General features: G+C 40.1%; 23 protein-coding genes. 17 read left to right on the forward strand and 6 right to left on the reverse strand.

What is annotated here, in order from left to right:
- Positions 1-111: 111 nt before the first annotated feature.
- Positions 112-558, reverse strand: coding sequence for a ferritin-like domain-containing protein (locus MUN88_RS09230; RefSeq protein WP_244723585.1), 447 nt, complete (start codon positions 556-558; stop codon positions 112-114).
- 157 nt (positions 559-715) lie between these two features.
- On the opposite strand from MUN88_RS09230, the gene MUN88_RS09235 reads away from it, so the two are divergent.
- Positions 716-880, forward strand: coding sequence for a hypothetical protein (locus tag MUN88_RS09235; RefSeq protein WP_244723587.1), 165 nt, complete (start codon positions 716-718; stop codon positions 878-880).
- A 190-nt stretch (positions 881-1070) separates the two neighbouring features.
- Here MUN88_RS09235 and MUN88_RS09240 read toward each other — a convergent pair whose 3' ends face one another.
- Positions 1071-1298, reverse strand: coding sequence for a DUF421 domain-containing protein (locus tag MUN88_RS09240; protein ID WP_244723589.1), 228 nt, complete (start codon positions 1296-1298; stop codon positions 1071-1073).
- A gap of 345 nt (positions 1299-1643) precedes the next feature.
- Here MUN88_RS09240 and MUN88_RS09245 point away from each other — a divergent pair, with 345 nt between their 5' ends.
- Both MUN88_RS09245 and MUN88_RS09250 read left to right on the forward strand, forming a co-directional pair.
- On the forward strand, positions 1644-2936 hold the full coding sequence (locus tag MUN88_RS09245; protein ID WP_244723591.1) for an HD domain-containing protein: 1293 nt from the start codon (positions 1644-1646) through the stop codon (positions 2934-2936).
- 21 nt (positions 2937-2957) lie between these two features.
- Entirely contained in the window at positions 2958-3452 is a 495-nt protein-coding gene (locus MUN88_RS09250) for a YwgA family protein (RefSeq protein WP_244723593.1), read from the forward strand.
- Positions 3453-3470: 18 nt separating this feature from the next.
- Here the strand turns inward: MUN88_RS09250 and MUN88_RS09255 are convergent, their stop codons facing one another.
- Together MUN88_RS09255 and thmT are read right to left on the reverse strand one after the other, a co-directional pair.
- On the reverse strand, positions 3471-3650 hold the full coding sequence (locus tag MUN88_RS09255) for a hypothetical protein (RefSeq protein WP_244723595.1): 180 nt from the start codon (positions 3648-3650) through the stop codon (positions 3471-3473).
- A 930-nt stretch (positions 3651-4580) separates the two neighbouring features.
- Entirely contained in the window at positions 4581-4763 is a 183-nt protein-coding gene (gene thmT, locus MUN88_RS09260) for a 2-hydroxymuconate tautomerase (protein ID WP_153406339.1), read from the reverse strand.
- A 130-nt stretch (positions 4764-4893) separates the two neighbouring features.
- Here thmT and MUN88_RS09265 point away from each other — a divergent pair, with 130 nt between their 5' ends.
- Positions 4894-5406: a YwhD family protein gene (locus MUN88_RS09265; RefSeq protein WP_244723597.1), complete on the forward strand. Its 513-nt coding sequence runs from the start codon at positions 4894-4896 to the stop codon at positions 5404-5406.
- A gap of 148 nt (positions 5407-5554) precedes the next feature.
- Here MUN88_RS09265 and MUN88_RS09270 read toward each other — a convergent pair whose 3' ends face one another.
- Positions 5555-7666 carry a transglycosylase domain-containing protein gene (locus tag MUN88_RS09270; protein WP_244723599.1) on the reverse strand — a complete coding sequence of 704 codons (2112 nt, stop codon included), beginning with the start codon at positions 7664-7666 and terminating at the stop codon, positions 5555-5557.
- 345 nt (positions 7667-8011) lie between these two features.
- Between MUN88_RS09270 and speE the strand changes: the two genes are divergently transcribed.
- The 5 genes from speE to argS all read left to right on the forward strand — a co-directional run bounded on the left by speE (position 8012) and on the right by argS (position 12976).
- Positions 8012-8839 carry a spermidine synthase gene (speE, locus tag MUN88_RS09275; protein WP_244723601.1) on the forward strand — a complete coding sequence of 276 codons (828 nt, stop codon included), beginning with the start codon at positions 8012-8014 and terminating at the stop codon, positions 8837-8839.
- A 14-nt stretch (positions 8840-8853) separates the two neighbouring features.
- Entirely contained in the window at positions 8854-9735 is an 882-nt protein-coding gene (gene speB / locus MUN88_RS09280; RefSeq protein WP_244723603.1) for an agmatinase, read from the forward strand.
- A 77-nt stretch (positions 9736-9812) separates the two neighbouring features.
- Positions 9813-10850, forward strand: coding sequence for an AimR family lysis-lysogeny pheromone receptor (locus tag MUN88_RS09285; RefSeq protein WP_244723606.1), 1038 nt, complete (start codon positions 9813-9815; stop codon positions 10848-10850).
- Positions 10851-10866: 16 nt separating this feature from the next.
- Positions 10867-11295, forward strand: coding sequence for a YwiB family protein (locus MUN88_RS09290; RefSeq protein WP_244723609.1), 429 nt, complete (start codon positions 10867-10869; stop codon positions 11293-11295).
- Positions 11296-11308: 13 nt separating this feature from the next.
- On the forward strand, positions 11309-12976 hold the full coding sequence (gene argS / locus MUN88_RS09295) for an arginine--tRNA ligase (protein ID WP_244723612.1): 1668 nt from the start codon (positions 11309-11311) through the stop codon (positions 12974-12976).
- Between the two features lie 1439 nt (positions 12977-14415).
- Here the strand turns inward: argS and MUN88_RS09300 are convergent.
- Positions 14416-15579: a phospholipase D-like domain-containing protein gene (locus tag MUN88_RS09300; RefSeq protein ID WP_244723615.1), complete on the reverse strand. Its 1164-nt coding sequence runs from the start codon at positions 15577-15579 to the stop codon at positions 14416-14418.
- A gap of 123 nt (positions 15580-15702) precedes the next feature.
- Between MUN88_RS09300 and MUN88_RS09305 the strand changes: the two genes are divergently transcribed.
- The 8 genes from MUN88_RS09305 to MUN88_RS09340 all read left to right on the forward strand — a co-directional run bounded on the left by MUN88_RS09305 (position 15703) and on the right by MUN88_RS09340 (position 24695).
- Entirely contained in the window at positions 15703-16290 is a 588-nt protein-coding gene (locus tag MUN88_RS09305) for a P-loop nucleotide/nucleoside kinase family protein (protein ID WP_244723618.1), read from the forward strand.
- A 112-nt stretch (positions 16291-16402) separates the two neighbouring features.
- Positions 16403-16957 (forward strand): DNA-directed RNA polymerase subunit delta, encoded by a 555-nt coding sequence (gene rpoE, locus MUN88_RS09310; RefSeq protein WP_244723621.1) that lies wholly within the window; start codon positions 16403-16405, stop codon positions 16955-16957.
- A 216-nt stretch (positions 16958-17173) separates the two neighbouring features.
- Positions 17174-18772, forward strand: coding sequence for a CTP synthase (pyrG, locus tag MUN88_RS09315; protein ID WP_244723623.1), 1599 nt, complete (start codon positions 17174-17176; stop codon positions 18770-18772).
- A 539-nt stretch (positions 18773-19311) separates the two neighbouring features.
- Positions 19312-19674 carry a response regulator gene (locus tag MUN88_RS09320; RefSeq protein WP_244723625.1) on the forward strand — a complete coding sequence of 121 codons (363 nt, stop codon included), beginning with the start codon at positions 19312-19314 and terminating at the stop codon, positions 19672-19674.
- Positions 19675-19853: 179 nt separating this feature from the next.
- Positions 19854-20708 (forward strand): class II fructose-1,6-bisphosphate aldolase, encoded by an 855-nt coding sequence (fba, locus tag MUN88_RS09325; protein ID WP_244723627.1) that lies wholly within the window; start codon positions 19854-19856, stop codon positions 20706-20708.
- Positions 20709-21145: 437 nt separating this feature from the next.
- Complete coding sequence (gene murA, locus MUN88_RS09330; protein ID WP_244724433.1) at positions 21146-22432, forward strand: UDP-N-acetylglucosamine 1-carboxyvinyltransferase; 1287 nt, start codon at positions 21146-21148, stop codon at positions 22430-22432.
- 568 nt (positions 22433-23000) lie between these two features.
- On the forward strand, positions 23001-24293 hold the full coding sequence (gene rho, locus MUN88_RS09335; RefSeq protein WP_244723629.1) for a transcription termination factor Rho: 1293 nt from the start codon (positions 23001-23003) through the stop codon (positions 24291-24293).
- Positions 24294-24449: 156 nt separating this feature from the next.
- A complete protein-coding gene (locus tag MUN88_RS09340; RefSeq protein ID WP_244723631.1) occupies positions 24450-24695 on the forward strand; it encodes a type B 50S ribosomal protein L31 in 246 nt (81 codons plus the stop codon).
- Positions 24696-25183: the final 488 nt, after the last annotated feature.

Consider the following 25183-nt stretch of genomic DNA (forward strand, 5'->3'; position numbering starts at 1 on the left):
GGTAGAGATATAATGCCGAGAGGGAGAAAAACTCCCATCTCTTATTCTAGTCCTTATCCTATTAGTTCTATAACCCCTTTCTTAGAATTGGGGTAAGGGCTTATTCTATTTCTATTTATTTATAAAATATAGAAACCAAACAGCATGGTTTTGCTCGTCAGCTGCAGCACGTTGAAAAGATTGTTTAATCTTCTCCTCTTGAGCACGATCGGCCATATCTAAATAAAAGTCCACAGCCCCCTGTTCATCATTAAAAGCAAATTCTATTCCATCACGATAATTAGTTGGACATTCCTCCGTTATATTATAGGTGGGTTGCTGTCCTGTTAAACGAATATAAATTTCTGCAAATGCCTGAAGATGTCTTTTTTCATCATTTTGTATCTCTAAGATTCTATTTATTTGTGTAGAGTTCGGTGCCATTTTCGCTAGCATACCGTAACATGAAATAGCACTATATTCAGCATTAATTGCTTTTTGCAGGTCTGCGATGAATTTATTATCATCATTCATGACGCGGTAGTTTTCATAATTTAAATATTGATAATTTGAGTACATGGTTACTCTCCTTAAGTTAAAGTTTCCATATAACTATATGAAGAACGTTGAGGGTATGTGCTAGTCTAATTAATGTTGATTATAAATGAAAAAACATAAATAATTCATTAAAATTAAGCCATAATATAGGTGATTTTAATAAAAGGAGGCGAATTCAGTGGACCAAAATCAACTTCAAGAATGTATTACTGAATGCGAAAGTGCGCTAACTCATTTGAGTAGTGCTATGAGCCATGCACATGATTCTGCAAAACAAAAAATGCAACATGCTTCTAAAGATTTGGAAGAGTGTGTAGCAGAGTGTCGTGAATTACTAAATTAATAAAAATCCCTCCTATTTTTAGGAGGGTACTAATTGAAAGTTGACTCTTTTGGTTGTTCAAAGCCGATTTGCTCCCATTCTTCTTTAGAAGGGCCTTATATTCCAGGTACCGATAATCCAGCTTTTCTCATGAGTTGATCGAAGGTATCCCTTCAAAGAAAGTTCTTGTTTTTCGAAATTTTTGTGTGCATCATTCAACTAAATAACTTAACGCGCCCATAAAAATAACTGAATAAATGACAAGAATAAGTTGCGCTTCTTTATCATATATGGCATTACCTACTAACTCACCGAGAACAAGGGCAGAAATAAAGTCAAAAGGTGTAATTTGAGCAAGACTCACCTTTCCTAATAACTTTGACATAATGAGCAAGAAAAAAACTACTGCTAATTCGATTGTTAGTGAAGCAAAATCCATAATTATCTCTTCTTTAGAATTAGGGTATACTATTGGATGAATAATTACTCTAAATATTTCAGCACATTACTTAAAAAGAAGATTACAATTAATTTAAATTGGAACATTTGACAAAGCACCTATCAAAAATAAGTAAATACTCGACTTTTATCCTCATTTAATCTACTCACATTTCTAGTCTCAAATCAGCCCCAGAACCTTTCTTTAACATGCATTAATTTGCGTTTGCGTTTTAATAAGATTAATAGTAAAGTATTGATATAACAAGGTTTCGAACTAATTGTTTCGTTAGTTTACTATTAGATGATGATACTAATAGTAAGAAAAAAGAGGAAGGTATTTGCCATGGCTTATAAAGATGACCAGTTACACGAGGAGAAAGTATTTAAAGATCCTGTTCACCGGTACGTGCACGTGCGGGACCGCGTGATCTGGGATTTGATCGGCACGAAAGAATTTCAACGGTTAAGACGAATCAAGCAGCTTGGCACATCGTTTTTCACTTTCCACGGTGCAGAACATAGTCGCTTCAATCATTCACTGGGTGTCTATGAAATTGTACGTCGCATCTTAATTAATTTTGCGGACAGGCCTAAATGGAATCATGAAGAGCGCTTGCTGTGCCTGTGTGCCGCTTTGCTGCATGATCTGGGACATGGACCGTTTTCCCACTCATTTGAAAAAGTGTTCCGCCTCGATCATGAGGAATTCACAAGAGCAATTATTTTAGGTGATACCGAAGTCAATCACGTTTTAAAAAGAGTAAGCAAAGATTTCCCACAAAAAGTTGCAGATGTTATTAACAAAACCTATCATGATAAATTGGTTGTCAGCCTGATTTCCAGTCAGATTGATGCGGACCGGATGGATTACTTGCAGCGTGATGCCTATTTTACTGGGGTTAGCTACGGCCATTTTGATATGGAACGAATCCTCCGTGTCATGCGCCCGGTCGAAGATCAAGTCGTAATCAAGGAATCCGGGATGCATGCGGTCGAGGACTATATCATGAGCCGGTATCAGATGTATTGGCAGGTTTATTTTCACCCGGTTACTCGCAGCGCTGAAGTAATCTTGACGAAAATCCTGCATCGCGTCAAACAGTTATTTGAAGAGGGGTATACGTTCAAAGTAGAGCCTACGCCGTTTGAGTCTTTTTTTAAAGAACAGGTTTCCTTGGAAGATTACATTCGTCTGGATGAAGCATTTGTTCTTTATTATTTCCAAATGTGGGCCGAAGAAGACGATCCGATTTTAAGTGATCTCGCTTACCGTTTTGTCAACAGGCGTTTATTTAAATATGTCGAATTTAATCCGAATTTACAAATGAATGAATGGATGCAGTTATACCAACTGTTTCAGGCAATCGACCTTGATCCTGACTATTATTTGGTAGTTGATTCTTCTTCCGATTTGCCGTATGATTTTTATCGTCCAGGTGAAGAGGAGGAACGTCTGCCGATTCATCTATTATTACCAAATCAAGAATTACGAGAATTGTCCCGTCAGTCTGATATTGTCGAGGCCATATCAGGTAAAAAAAGGACAGACCATAAATTATATTATCCAAAAGATCTAATCGAACAATTACCGGATGATCGACCGGAAAAGGCGAAAATCAAAGAGATATTAAACTGATAAAAAACTGGGGTGTTTTCATTGTTAGATAACCATGCAAAGCTTGTTAAAGTAATCGCAGCATCGGAAGGAATTGTCGGTCGGAAGAAACTGCAGAAAATCATTTATATTATGAAAAAGTTAGGGCTGCCATTTGAGGAGAAATATACCTTTTATTTCTACGGACCCTACTCAGAAGAACTAAGCTTACGAATCGAGGAGTTAACGAATCTTGGATTTGTATCAGAGGTAAAAGAAAAGAAGAGCAATTATTATCAATATCGTTATCAAGTAACGGAACAAGGTGAAGATTTTCTTAAACATTCCAACACAGAACTGCCCCCGGAGATTTCGATAGCAAAGCAAATGAAAGAACAGAGTTCCCGTTTCTTAGAGCTCGTTTCCACCATGCTTTATTTTGATCACTTACCAAAGCAGGAAATTGAACAAAAGGTGCAGGAAGTCAAAGCAAAATCGAACTACACATCAGAAGATATCGAACAAGCTTGGGACTATATTAACAGCATTAAAAAATAACCCCCTTACGAAGGTGGGTTATTTTTTTTTGTCTAATAGACGATCCAACTTATCCTCAATCCGATTCATTTGCTGTTTGCGAGGTCTCAAGCGCGACGTGTACCAGGTCACCGTGATCACTATAACTATTAACAGCAGTAATACGAGTGAGAAAACAATGTCGCCCCAATGTAACCCGCCGATACCTACGAAAAGCATGCTATACACAACCTTTAACACAAAAGTAGTTAAGGAGATTATAGCACAAAAGAGGATAAAAGTGGAATTGCTTGTGGTGAGTATGATTCTATTACCTTTTCCTATCAAATAATCAAAAGAAAAAGCAGTAATGAACGAGTGACTAAACAACCAAGCAAAACACATCCCCACGAATCTGTCACAGTTACAGTTGCATTTTCATTAGAAAAACCGGTAAAGTCACCCTGTTAGCTGAGCATCCATATTGAGATATTTAATGTGCTGGGATATCGCTTCGGCCAACCACTCCGCGTCCTGCGGGGCACGGCTGAAGCTAACTTTGTAAAGAAGATCGCTTTACAAAGTGGATCTTCAGCGCCTGCCTGTCCCGCGGGAGTCTCCGTGGTTGGCCTACGCTAGGATAGGGACTCTACAACTTTTGTCAGAGCTAGCTAATTGATCGCATGCATATATAATAGCTATGTATAAATGCCTAGAACCACTGCTTTTTGCTGTTACATACGTTGTAGCACTTCCTTAAGCGTAGGAAATAGGCGGAGACTCCCGTGGAATCAGCGCGAGCTGAAGATCCAATTAGTCTGTGCCTGTGTTTGCTAGTATCGCTTCGAAGTAGGCTTCCTCGGCACAAGGCAGCAAAGAAGTAGTGCAAGTAGTAGCCTAGCTGAAGCCGTGCCCACAGGACGCGGAGCCTATTTCCGGAGCTTTGCTAAGCAAACGAAATCTATTAAAATTACCACAATGTCAGACAGTTCTACTTTACGTAATGAAACCAATTTTTTGACCTACTTCTGTTAGGACATTTTTATCACGGCGCTAACCGTCCGTAATCCCCCGACTGATGGAAGTCTCACTTTGTGACAGTGATTATATGCTCTCTTGACTTGAAATAAAAAAGCCGAACGAAACAAATCGCTCGGCTTTCACAATAAATCAATCAACCAGACGCTTACCGCCAACACCATAATTACGCTTATCAATATCCTCTACGAATACGACAACCTTCTCGCGGGTCGCGCCGGTTGTTTCGACGACGGCGTCGGTTACTTTTTCGATTAATGCTTTGCGTTGTTCATCTGTTCTTCCTTCTAGCATTTGTACTGTGACATATGGCATATGTATCTGCTCCTTTGTAATAAAAGATACATCTATTGTATCGTAAAAGCGAAAACAGGGAAACAAAGAAGATGAAAACACCATTTTAAACATGCTACAATGAAAAGTAAAAGAAGTAGGAGGATAAATCATGAGTGAAGAGAAGAAAAAGAAATCCAATGCGTTTACGATCATGAAGGACGATTCGACGGATGGTCATGGTGGATACGGTGTTGGTTCGGTTAGTTTAGAAAATATTTCTCCTGTTATCATTGATCCGAATGAAGATCGTGCATTTGTCGATATGGGGGCGATGCATGCCAGAAGTGAAGTCGAGCGCAGGGTGAAATTTTTAAAAGATAGAAACGAAGTACCGAATGGCAAATTGTATTGGATTGTATGGGTTACGGTAGAGCGTGGAGAGAACGGTCCGTACTTTCATGGGGTGACCGGCTGCGAAATCCTGGTAGACCGTTCGATTAAACGTGCCTATAAATCGATGCCGGAGCATGTGAATCACATGGACAAATCGATGAAAGGTCATGTCATCGTGGAACATATGGACGAAAAATCGCAAAAATTATTAGGCGATTTTCTGCGTGAATTCGATGCCGATATGTGGAAAAATTCATCTGATGAATTAAAGCAGGCATTACCGAAATAATGAACATTTTGTGAACATTAATTGAATTTACAACATTATACTTGTCGAGTCCGTTCCTTTTTTTATAAAATGAACACACATGGTAACTCTTTGTTACTAGGACCGGAAAAGGCTGGGCATTTGCCCAGCCTTTTTCCGTGCTATGGAATTACTGCTCGTCTTCTCCTGTCCATAACCATTTCCACCAGTTCTCCAGCAGGGCGTCGTCTGGTATGCCTTCATTGAGATCGTCAGGGTGTTCCGGTGTGAACTCATCATCTAAATGCAACGTACATTGTTTCGTCGGTTCTGTTCCTTTTACAAAATACATCTTATGTGTCTGGCCGCAATCTTCTGTTGCCAAGAGTCCCGTATTCAGGTCAATATTGACTTCCACCACATTATCCGGTTTGACAACATGTTCTTCCGGTAAATCCTGATGGGAGGCTTCCATGAAATCGGCCCAAACCTGTTTAGCAAAATGCTTATCATTTGTCTGGGTGATCTCGCGGTTATCATCATAGCCCGTCCAGACACCGGCTACAAGTGACGGGCTGAAGCCGATCATCCAGTTATCCGAATTGGTTGTTCCCGATTTACCAGCGTATTCATGTGTCAGCTGATTGGCGATCGATGAGCCCGTTACCTGCATGTAGCCATCAAGCTCATGGTTAAACATGCCCTTCATCAGATCCTGCAAGATAAACGCATACGCTTCTTTTAAAACTTGCTTGTCGTCTTCTTTTGGAAAAAGACTCCACGCTTCTTCTTCCTTTTTCACTTCTTCACGGTCATACAGCACTTTACCATATGCATCTGTCACTTTCGTTATCGTGTGGGAGTTTACCTCAGCACCGCCATTTGCAATCATACTGTATCCGTGCACCATTTCCTGCATCGTTACGACTTCGGTACCTAATGCCAATGCTGGAACTGCATCCAACTCACTTTTGAAGCCGAATTTATCTTTGACGACACGTACGAAGCGTTCCGGTGTCAGGTAAAGGTTCGTTTTCACTGCAAAAATATTATCCGATAATGCCAGAGCCTGTGCCATCGTGATCGGCTCGTTGGCATAGTAATCGTTGTAATTACTAGGCTGATACATTTTCCCATCCGCAAGCTCAAAGGATGTCGGCTTGCTCATAAGCGTGGTCGCTGCCGTCATACCATTTTCCAGAGCGGCATAGTAAAGAAATGGTTTAAAGGACGAGCCTGGCATCCGTTTAGCCTGAGTCACGCGATTAAAGGACGACGCTTCGTAATCTTGTCCGCCGATTAATGCCGTGACAGCACCTGAATTAGGATTCATTGCCATTGCGCCGATTTGAATTTCTTTATTGGATACGTTCCGCGTAGTGGCCTCTTCCAGTGCTTGCTGCTGCTTCATATCCAGTGTCGTGTACACCTTGTACCCACCGGAGCGAATCTTCTCAATATCGACATCCAATAATTGCTTCAATTCTTCGACGACTACGTCTTGAAAGTAAGGGGCAGCGCTCTGCGTTGTAATGACATGATCCTCTGAGTAGGCGAGTTCTTCTGCTAAGGCAGATTGATACGTTGCTTCATCGATTACTTCGTGCGCATACAGATTATCTAAAATGAACCTTTGCCGATTTTTCGCTTTCTCCTCATCATGAAAAGGTGAGTAGGTTGACGGCCCTTTCGGAATGCCGGCAAGCATCGCAGCTTCTGCCAATCTCAATTCGTCTGCCGATTTATTGAAATAATACTTACTGGCGGCTTCAATCCCGTAGGCACCATGGCCATAGTAAATCGTGTTCAAATAGCCTTCCAGCAGCTCTTCTTTATCATAGTACATTTCCAGTCGGATCGTATAAAATGCTTCATATAATTTACGTTTCCACGTCTTTTCATGAGAAAGAAACAGATTACGAGCATATTGCTGGGTAATCGTGCTTGCCCCTTCCTTCAGAGAGAAGGAGGTAATGTTTTTGACCACAGCAGACATTAATCGTTTGAAGTCAAAACCAATATGATCATAGAAATGCTGATCTTCCGTCCAGATCGTTGCCTTTTCCAAGTCGTCGTCAATGTCCGCAAGGGATACCCAGTATCTTTTTTCGGATCCGTATTCCTCTCCAATTACTTCTTCTGTATTGCCATAGTAAATCGTATTCTGCGGACGCTCTAAGGACGGAGGACCAAGCAGAAAACTGGCAAGCAATAACACCGCAAGACACGAACCAGCCATCATCACTAAAAAAAATAATAATTTCATTACCCGGATTTTTTTTCTTCTACGCCTGCGACTCACAGCTATACCCCCATCTATATTTTTTGCTATACAGTAGCTGTAATATATGAGAACCTATTGTTAGCATTATGGTTAAAACCACCAGTCACTAAACATCAAATGTAAAGAATTACTTGATTTTTTAAGGAAAAACTCTAAAATAGTATTGTTTCCTAGTAAATAAAGTGAGACTTCAATCAGTGGGGGGTTTGACCCCCACTGATTGCTAGCGAAACTTATCAGGAAGTTATCGTCCGTTTATCCCCCACATAGCTTCTTATTTATCTCTCGAATCTTGAAGTGGGGGTATTACGGACGGTTAGCGCCGTGATAAATTGATTGGATATAGATAAAGGAGCGATCCAGATGGGATTATGGTTCACAGAGAAACAAACCGAAAACTTCGGTATTACAGCAAAAATTAAACAAACCTATCATTCAGAACAAACTGATTTTCAGAAATTAGATATGGTAGAGACAGCAGAATGGGGCAACATGCTATTGTTAGATGACATGGTGATGACCACTGAGAAAGATGAATTCGTTTATCATGAAATGGTGGCACATGTACCGTTATTTACCCACCCTAATCCTAAAGATGTATTAGTAGTAGGTGGCGGAGACGGTGGTGTAATCCGTGAAATATTGAAGCATCCATCCGTTCAGAAAGCAGTATTGGTCGATATTGATGGAAAAGTCATCGAATATTCGAAGCAATACTTGCCTTCTATCGCTGGAAAATTAGAGGATCCTCGCGTAGAAGTAAGGGTAGCAGACGGATTTATGCATATTGCTGAAAGTGAAAAAGCGTATGATGTGATCATGGTTGATTCTACCGAACCGGTGGGACCAGCCGTTAATCTTTTTTCAAAAGGATTCTATGCAGGGATTTCCAACGCATTAAAAGATGACGGTATTTTTGTCGCGCAAACAGATAATCCGTGGTTTAAAGCAGATTTAATTAAGCAAGTATTCCACGATGTACAAGAGATCTTCCAGGTAACACGTTTATATACAGCGAATATTCCAACGTATCCAAGTGGTTTATGGACCTTTACATTAGGCAGTAAAATGCATGACCCGCTGAAGGTAAAAGAGGAGCGTTTTTTTGACTTGGATACAAAATATTACACAAAAAATATTCACCATGCAGCCTTTGTATTACCTAAATTTGTTGAGGATTTAACGGAATAGAGGAGATGAAAGCTATGCGTTTTGATGAAGCTTATTCTGGGAAAGTATTTATCATGTCACGTCCGACCTATGAAGATGCCGATGCGATTCTGTACGGAATGCCGATGGATTGGACGGTCAGCTTTCGCCCGGGCTCCCGCTTTGGTCCGAACCGTATTCGTGAAGCCTCATTAGGATTAGAAGAATACAGTCCTTATTTAGATCGTCACCTGGAAGAAGCAGCTTACTTTGATGCAGGGGACATTCCGTTACCATTCGGAAATGCGCAGCGAAGTTTAGATATGATCCAGGATTACATCGAGCAGATTCTAGCAAAAGGAAAGTTCCCGCTTGGACTAGGTGGCGAACATTTAGTCAGCTGGCCGATCATTCAGGCGATTTATCATCAGTATCCCGATCTTGCGGTCATACATATTGACGCGCATGCCGATTTGCGTGAAGAATACGAAGGTGAAGCCTTATCCCATTCGACACCAATTCGAAAAGTATGTGAAAAAATCGGACCGAAAAACGTTTATTCTTTTGGAATCCGTTCAGGTGACCGCGACGAATTCCGTTATGCGAAAGAAAGCGGCATGCATATGTCCACATTTGAAGTGGCGGCTCCGTTAAAAGAGATCTTGCCAAGCTTAGCTGGAAGACCGGTTTATGTCACAATTGATATTGACGTGTTAGATCCTGCATTTGCTCCTGGAACAGGAACCGCAGAAGCTGGCGGTATTTCATCGAAAGAGCTGCTTGAAGCAATTCACCTGATTGCACGTTCGGATCTTCAGGTCGTTGGTGCAGATCTTGTCGAAGTAGCGCCGAACTATGATCCGGCTGAACAAACAGCCATTGCGGCGAGTAAGTTCGTACGTGAAATGCTGCTTGGCTGGGTGAAACCGTCCAAATAGCACAGATTAGATGTAAGTTTGTTTGTAAATATGATAAAATATGATACGAGTTTATGAAAATTTTAGGGGTTTTTCACATGAGAAAAAATCAATTTATGAATGAGTTTTTGACTAGAGAGACAGAGATGCCACTGCATGTCGTTCATCAACAGTTAAAAGGTCATCCACATGAATTGCAGGATATGAAGGAGATTTGTTTAATAACAAAGAATGAAGCCAATCTTTGCACAGCTATGGAATATTTATACGATAACGGATTAATAGCAGAATTAAAAGAGCTTATCGATAAAACAAAACATGCGGAAAGTGAACAGCTTCGAAAAACATCACGAATCTATCAGATCATGTACAACCGCAAAAAGTTAAAAGCAAAACAATTAAAGCCAGACGATCCGGTGTATTGCATTAAATATGTCAATCGGATCAGACTAAAAGACACTGACTATCGGTTACTTATTTTACGCGATCTTGTCCAGATCTATTGCTATTTCGATATTCATCAGTATGGCAAGATCGGCACGTTTAATGAAAAGATAAAACAGAACTTAGCACATATAAAAGACCCATTGCAATATCAATTATTTAAATCAAGACTGGATGAAACGTTGTTTGTTTTTCATTGGAAGCGAAATGAGATGATCCTATCTCGCAAGTACGGTTATCGTTTATTAACTGAAACGAACAACATACGTAAAAAAATCGATATTCATAATATATTGGCACAAGGTTATTTATTTGAAAGCTATGAACAGGCGATGAACCATATTTGCGTTGCAATTGAAATTGCGGAACAATTAGGTGTCGAACGAGCTATCTATGGTTTGAAGAACTACACACTGGCATTTATTGCTGCTTATTACAAACAAACAGAAGGCATTTCCAGTCAGGATATGGCAGAACGGGCCCATATCGCGCTAGCGGAGAATGACATAGATACCTGTGTCCGTATTTTAGAAGACTTTGAAACGTTATCGCCATTTCAGCAATATTATTTAGGACTGGCTAAACAGGATAAACATTTATTGCGTACTTCCTACCAACGATTTATTGAAGAACGCGATGATTATTTTTACGCAAAATTACCACTAGAAGCGTTAAACACGCTTGATGAATAAAAGGAAGCATGATAATGTGAATAAATCACAAGTTGCCATCAAAATGACGATGGAAATATTCGATACTGGTCAGAAGGATGTCACGGTAGTAGAGGAAACCGGTCTATTTTTTGAAAATGAGGGAAAGACGGTTTTGAAATTCAGTGAATTAAATGAGAACAAGGAGCAAACCAACTCATTGATCACGATTCATCCGGATAAAGTCAGCGTCAAACGATCTGGCGCTGTAACCATGCTGCAGCAGTTCCAACGAAAGCAAAAGACGGAAAATGTCTACCGTCATCAATTCGGCACGATTCATATGGAAACTGAAACAGATCAGATTCTCTATCACCCCCCTGAAGCACAAAAATCAGGGAAGCTATTTATCAGCTATCAAACAAGTTTGAATGGTGAGCCGCCAAGACGGCATCGTTTGACCATTACCATGAAAAAAGAAAACTAATGGAGGTTATCGCATGAACGTGATGCAGGAAATGCAGGAAAATTTAAAAGCAGAAATAAAACGTGCAGTCTTAGCCGCGGAATTAGCATCAGAAGCAGAAATTCCGGATGTCATATTAGAGCAGCCAAAAGACAAATCGCACGGAGATTACGCAACCAATATTGCGATGCAATTAGCGAAAGTGGCGAAGAAAGCACCACGCCAGATTGCGGATGATATTGTCGGACAATTAGATCATTCCAAAGCAGCAATTAAAAGTGTGGACATCGCCGGACCGGGATTCATTAACTTTTTTATCGACAACAGCTATTTGACAAAACTGATTCCTGCGATTTTGGATCAGCAGGAAACGTACGGTGCTTCAAATACAGGGAAGGGCGAACGCATTCAGGTAGAGTTTGTATCGGCGAATCCTACTGGTGACCTTCACTTAGGGCATGCTCGTGGTGCCTCTGTTGGTGATGCATTGTGTAATGTACTAAATAAAGCTGGTTATGAAGTACAGCGTGAATATTATATTAATGATGCTGGAAATCAGATCAACAATCTTGCTTTATCGGTTCAGGCACGTTACATGCAAGCGCTAGGTAAGGACTTTCCAATGCCGGAGGATGGCTATCATGGTGCAGACATTATTGGTATTGGTGAGACCCTTGCAAAAGAATACGGTGAATCGATTTTAGATAAATCTGAGCAAGACCAATTTGCTTTTTACCGTTCTTACGGTCTGAAGTTCGAACTAGATAAATTGGCAAAAGATTTAGGACAGTTCCGTGTGAATTTTGACAATTGGTTCTCGGAGACTTCGTTATATGAAGAAGAAAAAATTGTGCCTGCCATTGAACTTTTAAAAGAAAAAGGCTTTATTTACGAACAAGACGGTGCAACATGGTTCCGCACGACGGATTTTGAGGATGATAAAGATCGTGTATTAGTAAAACAGGACGGTTCCTACACCTATTTATCACCTGATATTGCTTATCATAAAAACAAACTGGATCGCGGCTTTGACAAATTAATTAATATTTGGGGAGCGGACCACCACGGCTATATTCCGCGTATGCGTGCTGCAATTCAGGCATTGGGCTATGATGCAGATACATTAGAAGTGGAAATCATCCAGATGGTGAACCTGTTTGAGAATGGGGAAAAGGTAAAAATGAGTAAGCGTACAGGGAAGGCTGTCACGCTGCGTGAATTGATGGAGGAAGTAGGCATTGATGCGATGCGTTATTTCTTCGTTATGCGTTCTGCTGATTCTCATCTTGATTTCGATATGGATCTGGCGAAATCACAATCGAATGACAACCCGGTTTACTATGTTCAATACGCCCATGCGCGTATTTGTACGATGCTGAAACAGGCGCAGGATAAAGGGATTGACTTTGCTGGCTATGACAGCAGTCTGCTTCAATCGGAAAAAGCGGAAGACTTAATGAAGAAATTGGGCGAATTCACCCAAGTCGTTGCGGATGCGGCTGAAAACCGCACGCCACACCGCATTACCCAATATATCTTCGACTTAGCCGCTAACCTGCACAGCTTCTACAATGCAGAAAAAGTTATCAACGAAGACGACGTAGAAGCAACCAAATCAAAGCTGGCATTAATGGAAGCAGTCCGTATCACGCTATCAAACGGAATGAACTTAATCGGTGTACATGCACCAGAAAGCATGTAAATAATAAAAGCTGCGGGGTCATTCGCAGCTTTTTCTTATGTTCAAGAAATACTGAGTGATTTCTCAGTTGAGCACAAACACATGAAGAAGAAGCAAGTTCAAACGAAAAAGGATCTCAATTGAGCGCAAACGCATGAAGAAGGAGTAAGTTCAAGCGAAAGCGGATCTCAATTGAGCGCAAACGCATGAAGAAGGAGCAGGTTCAAGCGAAAGCGGATCTCAATTGAGTACAAACGCATGAAGAAGGAGTAAGTTCAAACGAAAGTGGATTTCAATTGAGTACAAACGCATGAAGAAGAAGCAAGTTCAAACGAAAGTGGATCTCAAATTGAGCAAAACGCATGAAGAAGGAGTAAGTTCAAACGGAAGCGGATCTCAATTGAGCGCAAACGCATGGAGAAGGAGCAGGTTCAAGCGAAAGCGGATTACGATTGAGCAAAACGCATGAAGAAGGAGTAAGTTCAAACGGAAGCGGATCTCAATTGAGCGCAAACGCATGAAGAAGGAGTAAGTTCAAACGGAAAAGGATCTCAATTGAGCGCAAACGCATGAAGAAGGAGTAAGTTCAAACGGAAGCGGATCTCAATTGAGTACAAACAAATGAAGAAGGAGTATGTTCAAAGGGAAGGCAAACGCCTAAGTTGACATAGGTTTAAAGGAAAGAAACACTTAATTTTGAAAAATTTAAAGTGCTTCAGCCAACCACATTCTGCGGAGCACAGTTGAAGCTAGGCTACTACTTTTAGCTACTTCTTTACTGTCTTGCACCGAGGAAGCTCACTTCGAAGCGATACCTGTAGACACAGAAACAGACAAAGTAGATCTTCAGCACTTGCACGTCCCGCGGGAATCTACGTTGGTCACTAAAAAATATAGTATGGAAATTGTTGTTCTCCACTTAGATAGCTAAAAATTCCAATAAGTAGGTCTGACCCACCATTTATATGTTATTTTTTATGAAATTTTGGATTTAATTTCCTTACTGTGAAATCTTATGGACTTTTCAGTGACCAAGAGTCTAAGTAGTTGGCCTGTGCTAGGATAACTATAGGTACTCTACCATAGCGCATCCCTCATTAGCCATTTAATGAATAACGCACCACTGCTTTTTACTGTTCCATACGTTGTAACACTTCCTTAAGTGTAGGAAAAATGCGGAGATTTCCGTGGAATCAGCGCGAGCTGAAGATCCACTTAATCTGTACACTGTACCAGCGTCTGCTAGAATCGTCGCTTCGTAGTATGCTTCCTCGGCACAATGCAGCAAAGAAGTACTTCAAAGTAGAAGCCTAGTTGAAGCCGTGCCCAACAGGACACCGAGCATATTTTTACGCATAATTACCATTTGTTTTATTTAACATAATTTGTGTTATAGGTAGTTATATGTTAGGCCGCTTTTCTGAAAATAGCACTACATGCGAAATCTCAAAAGAATCCTGCTACAGCAACTTCCGTATTGGTACAACCACCAAGGCCAGCAGCTTTAAATACATCGGCTGGTGTTTGATCCAGTGCTCGCTCATTTTCTTGCTGGATCCGACGTCGACGTCAAAGGCTGTCCGCATTTTATCGTAGATCGGGTGTTTGTTTGATGCGATAATGTTGATCTCCTGGTTCACCTGTACACTTCTGCGATCAAAATTAGCTGTGCCGAAATCACACATCTTTTCATCAAAAAATAACACTTTTCCGTGAAAGAATCCATTCGTATACAGATAGATGGATGCGCCAGCGCGCTGCATTTTATCCAGATAGGGAAGTGCAGCCGCCTTTGTCAATATATGATCTGCCTTATCAGGAAAAAGAATCGTTATCTTCACGCCACGCTTCAGCGCATGATGGAGGGCCTGTGCCATCCTTTTCGTCGGAATAAAATAAGGCGAGCCAATTTCAATCGATTCGCTGCTTTCTTTAATAAAACGAACAATTTCTTTTTCCAGGACATTTCCTTCTGTTGACAGAATTTGCAGATCACCATCATGCGCTATTTTCTGATCGATTTTCTCTCCCCAATCGATGGCAAAACATTGTTGGAAAATCTTTGAAATATCGCCCTCCAACCGTAAATGATAATCCCGCCAATTGCCTAATTCGATATTCTTTCCAAGGTAATCATCGCCAAGGTTAAACCCCCCGATGTAACTAACCTGTTCATCGATAATCATCAGCTTCCGATGATTCCGCTGCTGGATATGATAGAAAAAAGGAATACGTGGCTTATTCGTTTTAAGAAATGGGAATTTGTTTGCGAGCCATTTCGAACGAAAAGCAATACTTCCTGCCCAATCCGCCATAAAGCGTACTCGTATCCCTTCTGCTTGCTTACCTGCAAGCAGCGAATACAATTGATTACTGATCCGGTCATTACGGATAATAAAAAATTGAATATCGATCGAATGGCGGGCATTTTCGATATCCACAAGCATCGCCTCGAATAATGTATCACCTGTCGTGTATACATCTACCTTATCTGCTCGAGAGCGGATATGCTGGCTTTTGTTATGAATAGAAACGAGATAATTTCCTACAAGAAAATCAACCCACATCAATAAGAGCATAATTGCAATCAGAATAATCCAGAACATTGTTATTCCCCATTTCATCAGGATACCTTCTCTTTACTTTGCCCTAATTACCGAGAAAACATGAGTAACTTAATGGATGCGTTTTTTAAAATAATACGTTAACATATAAAAGGAATAGATAATATTAAATGAGGTGTAAACGTGCAGAAATTAGTATTTTTCGTTGGTGTAGCAGGAACAGGAAAAACAACTGTAGCAGAGAAAGCCACAGAGCAGATCCCGTGTGCTTTTCTTGATCGTGATACAGTAGGCGGACGCTTTGTGGAACGATTTTTGGAAATGAATGATTTAGACCCGAATGATCGTGATTCCTCTTTTTATAAAGAAAATCTTCGTGATTTAGAATACGATACAACAAAAGATATATGTATTGAAAATTTACGTGTTGGACAAAATGTTTTTATGATTTCTCCATTTACAGCAGAACTTAAGAATAAGAAATGGTTGGAAGATGTCATTGCAGCAAGTGGTAAATCGAAGGAAGATATCGATGTGAAAGTTGTTGTCGTAACCTTGGCAGACATTGAACAGCAACGCAAGCGAATTGAAGAACGTGGTACGGTTCGTGATTCCTGGAAGCTGGACAATTGGGGTGATTACGAAACAAGAGTGGACTTTGTGCCAACGATTAATTGGGACATTCCAGAGGATCACATCGAGATTTTTGATAATTCTGGAGACTTAACAGAAGATAAAGTGACAAAATTAGTCGGATTTATTAACAAATAGTTGCCTGTTATATTGTTGCAATTCAATTAACAAAGCCATATAATATGATGGTAGAACTTAACTAGTCAGTCAGTGGCTTTACATATAGATTTGATAAAGGGGTGCTAGAAACGTGAGTTTAAAGGACTTAACAAAAGAACGTGCAGAAGAATTGGCAATGATTGATATTGCAACATTGATATTAGAAGAAGAAAATAAAGCATTGAATTTCCGTGAGGTTTTTGACCGTGTGGCGAAGATCAAAGGATTAACAGAAGCACAGATGGATATGTCAATCTCACAATTTTATACGGATTTAAATATAGATGGACGTTTTATGACTAAGGGCTCGAACCTTTGGGGCTTAAAGAGATGGTATCCAGTCGAAGAAATTGACGAAGATATTACACCAGTTCCGAAGAAGAAGAAAAAGAAAAAGGCAGCCAAGAAGAAGAAGAAGAAAGCACCAGTGGAAGAATTGGATGAAACAGAGGATTTGGATGAATCCATTGACCAAACAAAGGATAATGATATCGTAGGCTTCGATGATGAAGACCTGGATGCCGTGGAAGATCTTTCAGCTGATGACGATGACTTCGATTTTGATGATGATGAAGATCTGGACGATGATATCGATGAAGATTTTGATGATGATGAGGAAGACGACGAAGAAGAGAGCAGTAAATAAAAAATAGTTCTAATAGATGCTTGACTTTCGATAAGCTTCTGAGTAAAATTTTTATTGGGCTCTATAATTTAATGGAATGTACAGCGTTCCCCTGCTTAAGGGGAGCGCTTTTTATTTTTTATTACCATGAACGACTTTATTTAACAATAGTTAGTATGAAAGAAATGATTCATACTAAGCAACAAATAGAACATTTAAAAGAAAGAGGGATACAGTGTGACGAAATATATCTTTGTAACTGGTGGAGTAGTATCATCCATTGGTAAAGGAATCACAGCAGCATCATTAGGACGCCTGTTAAAAAACAGAGGCTTGAAAGTAACCATCCAGAAATTTGACCCCTACATCAATGTCGATCCTGGTACGATGAGCCCGTATCAGCACGGTGAAGTGTTTGTAACAGACGATGGCGCGGAGACAGACCTTGACCTTGGTCACTATGAGCGATTCATTGACATTAATTTAAATAAATACAGCAATATTACAACAGGTAAAATTTATTCTACTGTCATCAAGAAAGAACGTCGTGGCGATTATCTAGGTGGAACAGTCCAGGTTATCCCGCACATTACCAATGAAATTAAAGACAAAGTATTTCAAGCAGGTAAACAGACCAATGCCGATATCGTCATTACCGAAATTGGCGGTACGGTAGGGGACATCGAGTCATTACCATTTATCGAAGCCATTCGCCAAATCAAAAGCAATATCGGTAAAGAGAATGTAATGTACATCCATTGTACACTGGTACCATACATTAAAGCTGCCGGCGAATTAAAAACAAAGCCAACACAGCACAGTGTAAAAGAATTACGCTCTTTAGGTATTCAGCCTGATGTGATTGTGTTACGTACCGAGCACAAAATCAGCCAGGAAATGAAAGAAAAAATTGCTTTATTCTGTGATATTAATGAAAAAGCAGTAGTGGAATCTGGCGATGCGGATACACTTTACCATGTGCCGTTAGCGATGCAGGAACAAAAATTGGATCAATTAACGTGTGATCACTTTGGTCTGGATTGTCAAACAGCTGATATGACAGAGTGGGAGCAGCTTGTCGACCGCGTACTGAACTTATCGAAAAAAGTTACAATCGGCCTTGTAGGGAAGTATGTCGAGTTACCGGATGCATATATTTCGGTTGTTGAAGCATTAAAGCATGCCGGGTTTGCCCATGATGCAGATGTGGATGTGAAATGGATTAATGCAGAAGAAATAGCCGTAGAGAATGTTGCTGCAGAATTAGCGGATGTTGATGGTTTATTAGTACCAGGAGGATTCGGTGATCGTGGTATCGAAGGGAAAATTGAAGCCATTCGTTATGCCCGTGAAAACAAGCTGCCATTCCTCGGTATTTGCCTTGGTATGCAGTTAGCAACCGTTGAATTCGCCCGTCACGTCTTAGGATTAGAAGGTGCTAACTCAGCAGAGATTGATCCAAATACACCATATCCAATTATCGACCTTTTACCAGAACAAAAAGATATTTCTGACCTAGGTGGAACATTACGTCTAGGATTGTATCCTTGCCGATTAAAGGATGGCACCAAAACAAAAGCAGCATATGATAACGAAGATGTTGTCTATGAGCGTCACCGTCACCGTTTTGAATTTAATAATCAATACCGTGACCAAATGGAAGAGCGTGGTTTCATTTTCTCCGGGACAAGCCCAGACGAAAAACTGGTTGAAACCATTGAACTGAACGACCACCCTTGGTTCGTCGCATCCCAGTTCCACCCGGAATTCAAATCAAGACCAACAAGACCACAACAACTGTTCCATGGCTTCATCAACGCAACTGTGAATAAATAATTTGAAAGACAGGAGAGCATTCTCCTGTTTTTCTTTATTTGCGTGGGATAAGGCTGCTCATAGCGTTAAGCTCATTTTGAAACGTTTCATGTGCGGCGATATCGCTCCGGCCAATCACTTCGCGTCCTGTGAGGCACGGCTGATGCTAGGCTACTACACCAAATTATTTCTCTGCTGCCTCGACACAAGGCAGCGAAGAAGCATGTTCAAGTAGTAGTCTAGTTGAGACAGATCCCACAGGACGAGAAGCATATATGCTAAGCAAATAAAACATATTAAATTTACCACTTTGTTATACAATTCAATTTTATATAATCTGTATTATCAAGAGAGTTTGTTCAAGCGTTTTTCCCAATTTTTATTCCAAACATCTATTTTTTGTAAATAAATTATGTATTTACTACGAATTTTGCAGGATTTTCTCACTTCATATCGAACTATTAAGTAAAAGGGCTTATAATATGCTGTATCATTTTCCATAAACCAGTGATTCATATTATTTATATAGAGATAAAACGTAATAAAGGAGCTGGCAAAATATGAATAAAACAGTGTTAGTAGTAGATGATCAAATTGGAATACGCCTTTTATTAGAAGAGGTTATACAGCAAGAGGGCTATCAGGTTGAGTTAGCATTAAACGGAAAAGAAGCATTAGACAAAGTTAAAGAAAGTAAGCCTGATTTAATGATGCTAGACTACAAACTGCCGATTATTGATGGATCAAAATTAGTGAAACAATTAGAGGAAGGCGGGATCATCATTCCAACGATTATCATGAGTGGTCTGCCGGAAAAAGCCAAAGCAGATGTGGAAAACCTCCAATCCGTCAAGGAAACGATTGGGAAGCCGTTTCAATTGAATGATATTCGTCAATTAGTTAATACAATGCTAAGTGAATAAACTTCCATTTTTGTGTAATCTAAATAAATTAATAAAAAATTAACGAGGTAAGCGTTTACTATGGATTGCGATGTTGCACCTTTTTGTCGGAATTGGTATTCTATTTATGGGTGCAATCTATCGATGTATGAACGATTGTTTTTAACAATTGTGATACATACCTTAAAGGAGGAGCAATTATGCCATTAGTTTCAATGAAAGAAATGTTAGAGACTGCTAATAAGAATCGTTACGCGGTTGGGCAATTCAACCTTAACAACCTAGAATATGTACAAGCTATTCTTCAAGCAGCAGAAGAAGAAAAATCTCCAGTAATCTTGGGTGTATCTGAAGGTGCTGGGAAATACATGGGTGGTTTCAACGTTGTAGTAGCAATGGTTAAAGCTACAATGGAAGCACAAGGCACAACAGTTCCTGTAGCTATCCACTTAGATCATGGTTCAAGCTTCGAATCTTGTGCGAAAGCAATCCATGCAGGTTTCACTTCTGTTATGATTGACGCTTCACACGACCCATTCGAAGAAAACATCGCTGTTACTTCTAAAGTAGTAGAACTAGCACATTTCCACGGAGTTTCTGTAGAAGCAGAGCTTGGTACAGTTGGTGGTAATGAAGATGGCGTACAAGGTGGAATCATGTATGCAGATGCAGATGAATGTAAAGAGCTAGTTCAACGTACTGGTATTGACTGTCTTGCACCTGCACTAGGTTCTGTACACGGTCCTTATCAAGGTGAACCAAACTTAGGATTCAAAGAAATGGAAGAAATCAACACAATTGCTGGTATTCCATTAGTACTTCACGGTGGAACTGGTATCCCGGTAAAAGATATTCAAAAAGCCATTTCTTACGGAACTTCTAAAATCAATGTAAATACAGAAAACCAAATCCAACAAACTAAAGTGGTTCGTGAAGTGTTAGAAGCTAACCCAGAAATGATTGACCCACGTAAATATTTAGGACCTGGACGCGACGCAATCAAAGAAACAGTTATTTCTAAAATGCGCGAATTCGGTTCTTCTAATAAAGCATAAGTACAAATGTAAAGCCACTCTTTCGGAGTGGCTTTTTGTATGGATGCTTATGGACAAAAAACTCGAGAGAATGAAAAAGTCTGTCCATAAGAATCAATCCGATTAGCCGAAGAATGATAAGACCGTCCGACTCTATCAAAATCGAAATACTAACCGTAATGCGATAACCCCCTCATCCGCAAACCTGCTAACAGTTCCTCCACCAATACAGCTAATTCTGCTGTAAACGAATGCACCAAGCCCCCTATTACTATCTCATACTTTTTTTCACTAAATAGTCATGGAATCAACTGTTTGAAAACCTCTGCAAATAAGATATAATAAGATTAATGTGTTTTTTATTACATAAATTTGGCAAGTGTTGCACAAGCTATAATTATACATGTTAAGTGGGTAAAATGACGACAGGAATCCTTGAAAGTGAGGGAATAGATACCATGCAAAAGTTGCTAATAGAGGGCGGCCATTTGTTAAATGGAAAAGTTCGGATCAGCGGGGCGAAGAATAGTGCGGTGGCGTTGTTACCAGCATCGATTTTGGCAGATTCGAAAGTAATTATTGAAGGTTTACCAGATATTTCAGATGTAGAAACATTAAGTTGTTTATTAGAAGAAATCGGAGGAACCGTTGGACGAAAAGGACAAACTGTTCATATTGATCCGGCTGAGATGACGGCCATGCCATTACCGAATGGACGGGTGAAGAAATTAAGAGCTTCTTATTATTTCATGGGTGCGATGCTAGGCAGATTTAAAGAAGCAGTTATTGGTTTACCTGGAGGCTGTTACCTGGGCCCAAGACCGATTGATCAGCATATTAAAGGTTTCGAAGCACTTGGTGCCACAGTGACCAATGAACAAGGTGCTATTTATTTGCGTGCCAAAGAATTGACTGGTGCCCGCATTTATCTTGACGTGGTCAGCGTTGGTGCGACCATTAATATTATGCTGGCAGCTGTGAAGGCAAAAGGTAGAACGGTTATCGAAAATGCAGCTAGAGAGCCGGAAATTATTGATGTAGCAACATTATTGACAAGCATGGGTGCAAGAATTAAAGGTGCGGGTACTGATGTGATCAGAATCGACGGCGTCGAGCAATTAACTGGTTGCATGCACACCATTATTCCTGACCGGATTGAAGCAGGTACCTATACGATCATGGCGGCAGCACAAGGCGAGAAAGTGATGATTGATAACGTGATCCCGCAGCACCTTGAACCATTGCTGGCAAAATTGCGTGAGATGGGCGTTAAGATTGAAGAAGGAGAAGAACAACTTTTAATTCATCGAAGTGATAAGCTTAAGTGTGTGGACATTAAGACGTTAGTTCATCCCGGCTTTCCAACGGATTTACAGCAGCCATTTACCTCACTAATGACAAAAGCAGAAGGTACGGGCGTTGTCACTGATACGATTTACCAGGCTAGATTTAAGCATATTGATGAATTGCGAAGGATGAATGCGCAAATTAAAGTAGAAGGCAGTTCCGCGATCATTCAAGGACCAACACCGCTAGAAGGCGCCAAAGTAAAAGCGAGTGACTTGCGCGCGGGTGCGTCATTGATTGTAGCTGGCCTGATGGCGAACGGCATAACAGAAATTACCGGTTTAGATCACATAGACCGCGGTTACGCCAACATCACCGAGAAATTAGAAAATCTCGGAGCCAAAGTATGGCGTGAGGAAATGACAGAAAAAGAAGTTCAGCAATTCCAAAATTCATAAATAAAAGAGCTGGCACAAAACAATGCCAGCAGTCAAAAGCCGAACATATTCACCTAATGTTCGGCTTTTCTCTTGTGCTGTAAAGGAAATGCTGCAAAATAACTTATTAGCCATCGTGCATCCATCCATACGTAAAAAAATAGTAACATTGAGGAATTTTTTCCCCATACATGTACCCAAAAATCGATTTTTTTCATTACAAGAACATAAAAAATATGATTTTCTGCAAAAATTAGTTGAATATCTTGTCCTAACCATGTACTATATAAAAGGAATACAAGATCTCGATTTATCCGTATAATGGAGTTCTTCCAAGTATCAAATAAAAAGTGAAAATATAACTTGCTTCCATCTCATACTCTTCTTGGGATTTTAAGTGATCTCAGTGCTCCAATTGAGTTTCCTAAACTGATTACATTTTTTAAAAACAAATGAAACAATTTTATTAATCATTGAATATTAGTCAATTCATAGAATTGATGCTATTCCCCGTGTTTATCAAGTTGTGAACGGTTAATCTCGAATTACAGAAAGATGGAACAACATAAAAAATAGGTGTGGTGATTTTGTGAGTGAAGTAACAATTTCTGAATTAGAATCAATGACATTAAAAGAGCTTTATGCGCAAGCCAAAGAATATAAAGTATCTTATTATGCTAAATTAACAAAGCGTGAATTAATCTTTTCTATATTAAAAGCGCAAGCAGAGAAAAGCGGCTACTTGTTTATGGATGGTATTTTAGAAATCATCCCGACGGAAGGGTTTGGTTTCCTTCGTCCGATTAACTATTCGCCAAGTGCGGAAGATATTTATATCTCTGCATCACAAATTCGCCGTTTTGATTTACGTAACGGTGATAAAGTCTCCGGTAAAGTACGTCCTCCAAAAGAAAATGAGCGTTATTATGGACTCTTGCACGTTGATGCGGTAAATGGTGAAGATCCCGAAGCGGCAAAAGAACGTGTACACTTTCCAGCCTTAACCCCATTATATCCAGATCGTTTAATGAACCTCGAAACAGACACGAAGTTGATTTCGACTCGAATCATGGATTTATTAACCCCTGTTGGTTATGGACAGCGTGGACTGATCGTGGCACCGCCAAAAGCAGGGAAAACAATGCTGTTAAAACAAATTGCCAACAGTATTACCAGAAACCATCCAAACACGAAGCTGATTATCCTGCTAGTGGACGAGCGTCCCGAGGAAGTAACGGACATTGAGCGTTCTGTTGACGAGAATGTCGATGTAGTTAGCTCGACGTTTGATGAAGTGCCGGAAAATCACATTAAAGTTGCGGAATTAGTATTAGAACGTGCGATGCGTTTAGTAGAACACAAAAAAGACGTCGTTGTCTTAATGGATAGTATTACACGTCTTGCGCGAGCGTATAACCTGGTAATTCCACCAAGCGGAAGAACGTTATCCGGTGGTATTGACCCTGCAGCTTTCCACCGTCCGAAACGATTCTTCGGTGCTGCTCGTAATATTGAAGATGGCGGAAGCTTTACTATTTTAGCGACAGCGCTTGTAGAGACAGGCTCGCGTATGGACGATGTGATTTACGAAGAATTTAAAGGGACCGGAAATATGGAGCTGCACCTTGACCGTAATCTTGCACAGCGTCGGATCTTCCCTGCGATCGATATTCTTCGTTCCAGCACACGTAAAGAAGAATTACTCGTGTCCAAGCAGCATTTAGAAAAAATGTGGGCAATTCGCAAAAGCATGCAGGATTCACCGGATTTCTTAGAGCGATTCTTGCGTAAATTACGTTCAACGAAAAACAATGAAGAATTTCTTTCCGTATTAGAAGAAGAAATGAAGCGAAAAGGGACCAAGAAACCGACAAATAATTAAGGAAAGATGACAATTGATACCAGCTATTGATTTTTATTAAAATAAGCTTGCAATCAATAGGTGAGATTGTTATAATCTTTCTGTATGACAAAAGTGCGTGCATCGCATAATCTCACTCTGTTTCTTAAGGATTCAGGGCAAAAGGAGTGGACAGACATGAAAAAAGATATTCATCCAGAATACCAAAAAGTAGTTTTTCTTGATACAAGTTCTGACTACAAATTTCTAGGCGGATCTACAACATCATCTGATGAAACAATCGAATGGGAAGATGGCAACACATACCCATTAATCCGTGTAGAGATCAGCTCAGCTTCTCACCCGTTCTATACTGGTAAGCAAAAAGCTGACAAAGTCGGTGGTCGTGTTGACCGATTCAAGAAAAAATACAACCTTAGCTAATTGGTATTTTTTCATTGTACGGAGATATAATAGGATATTAATCCTTCGAAACAGGCAAATGCATCAACTATTTGCCTGTTTTTTATTTCCGAAATTGATTAGGAAACAGATTGATTTTGACTATTAATATATAGATAATGACGACTCCGATGTTGCCAAAAACGTGGCATATGCGGAGAAGTTCTTGATACGAACAAGTACAAGTAAGATTCTTAGATGATTCTTATCATATGGATTATGTAAAGTGGAACTGTCTGACATAGTGGTAATTTTGATAGATTTTAACTGCTTAGCAAAGCTCCTGAAATAGGCTCCGCGTCCTGTGGGCAAGGCTTCAGCTAAGCTACTACTTGAACAAGCATCTGTGCTGCCTTGTGCCGAGGAAGCCCGCTTCAAAGCGATACTTGTAGACACAGGTACAGACAAAGTGGATCTTCAGTTCGCGCTGACGCATGAGGAGTCTCCACATATTTCCTGCGCTTTAGGGA

This window comes from Gracilibacillus caseinilyticus (assembly GCF_022919115.1).
Taxonomy (GTDB): Bacteria; Bacillota; Bacilli; order Bacillales; family Amphibacillaceae; genus Gracilibacillus; species Gracilibacillus caseinilyticus.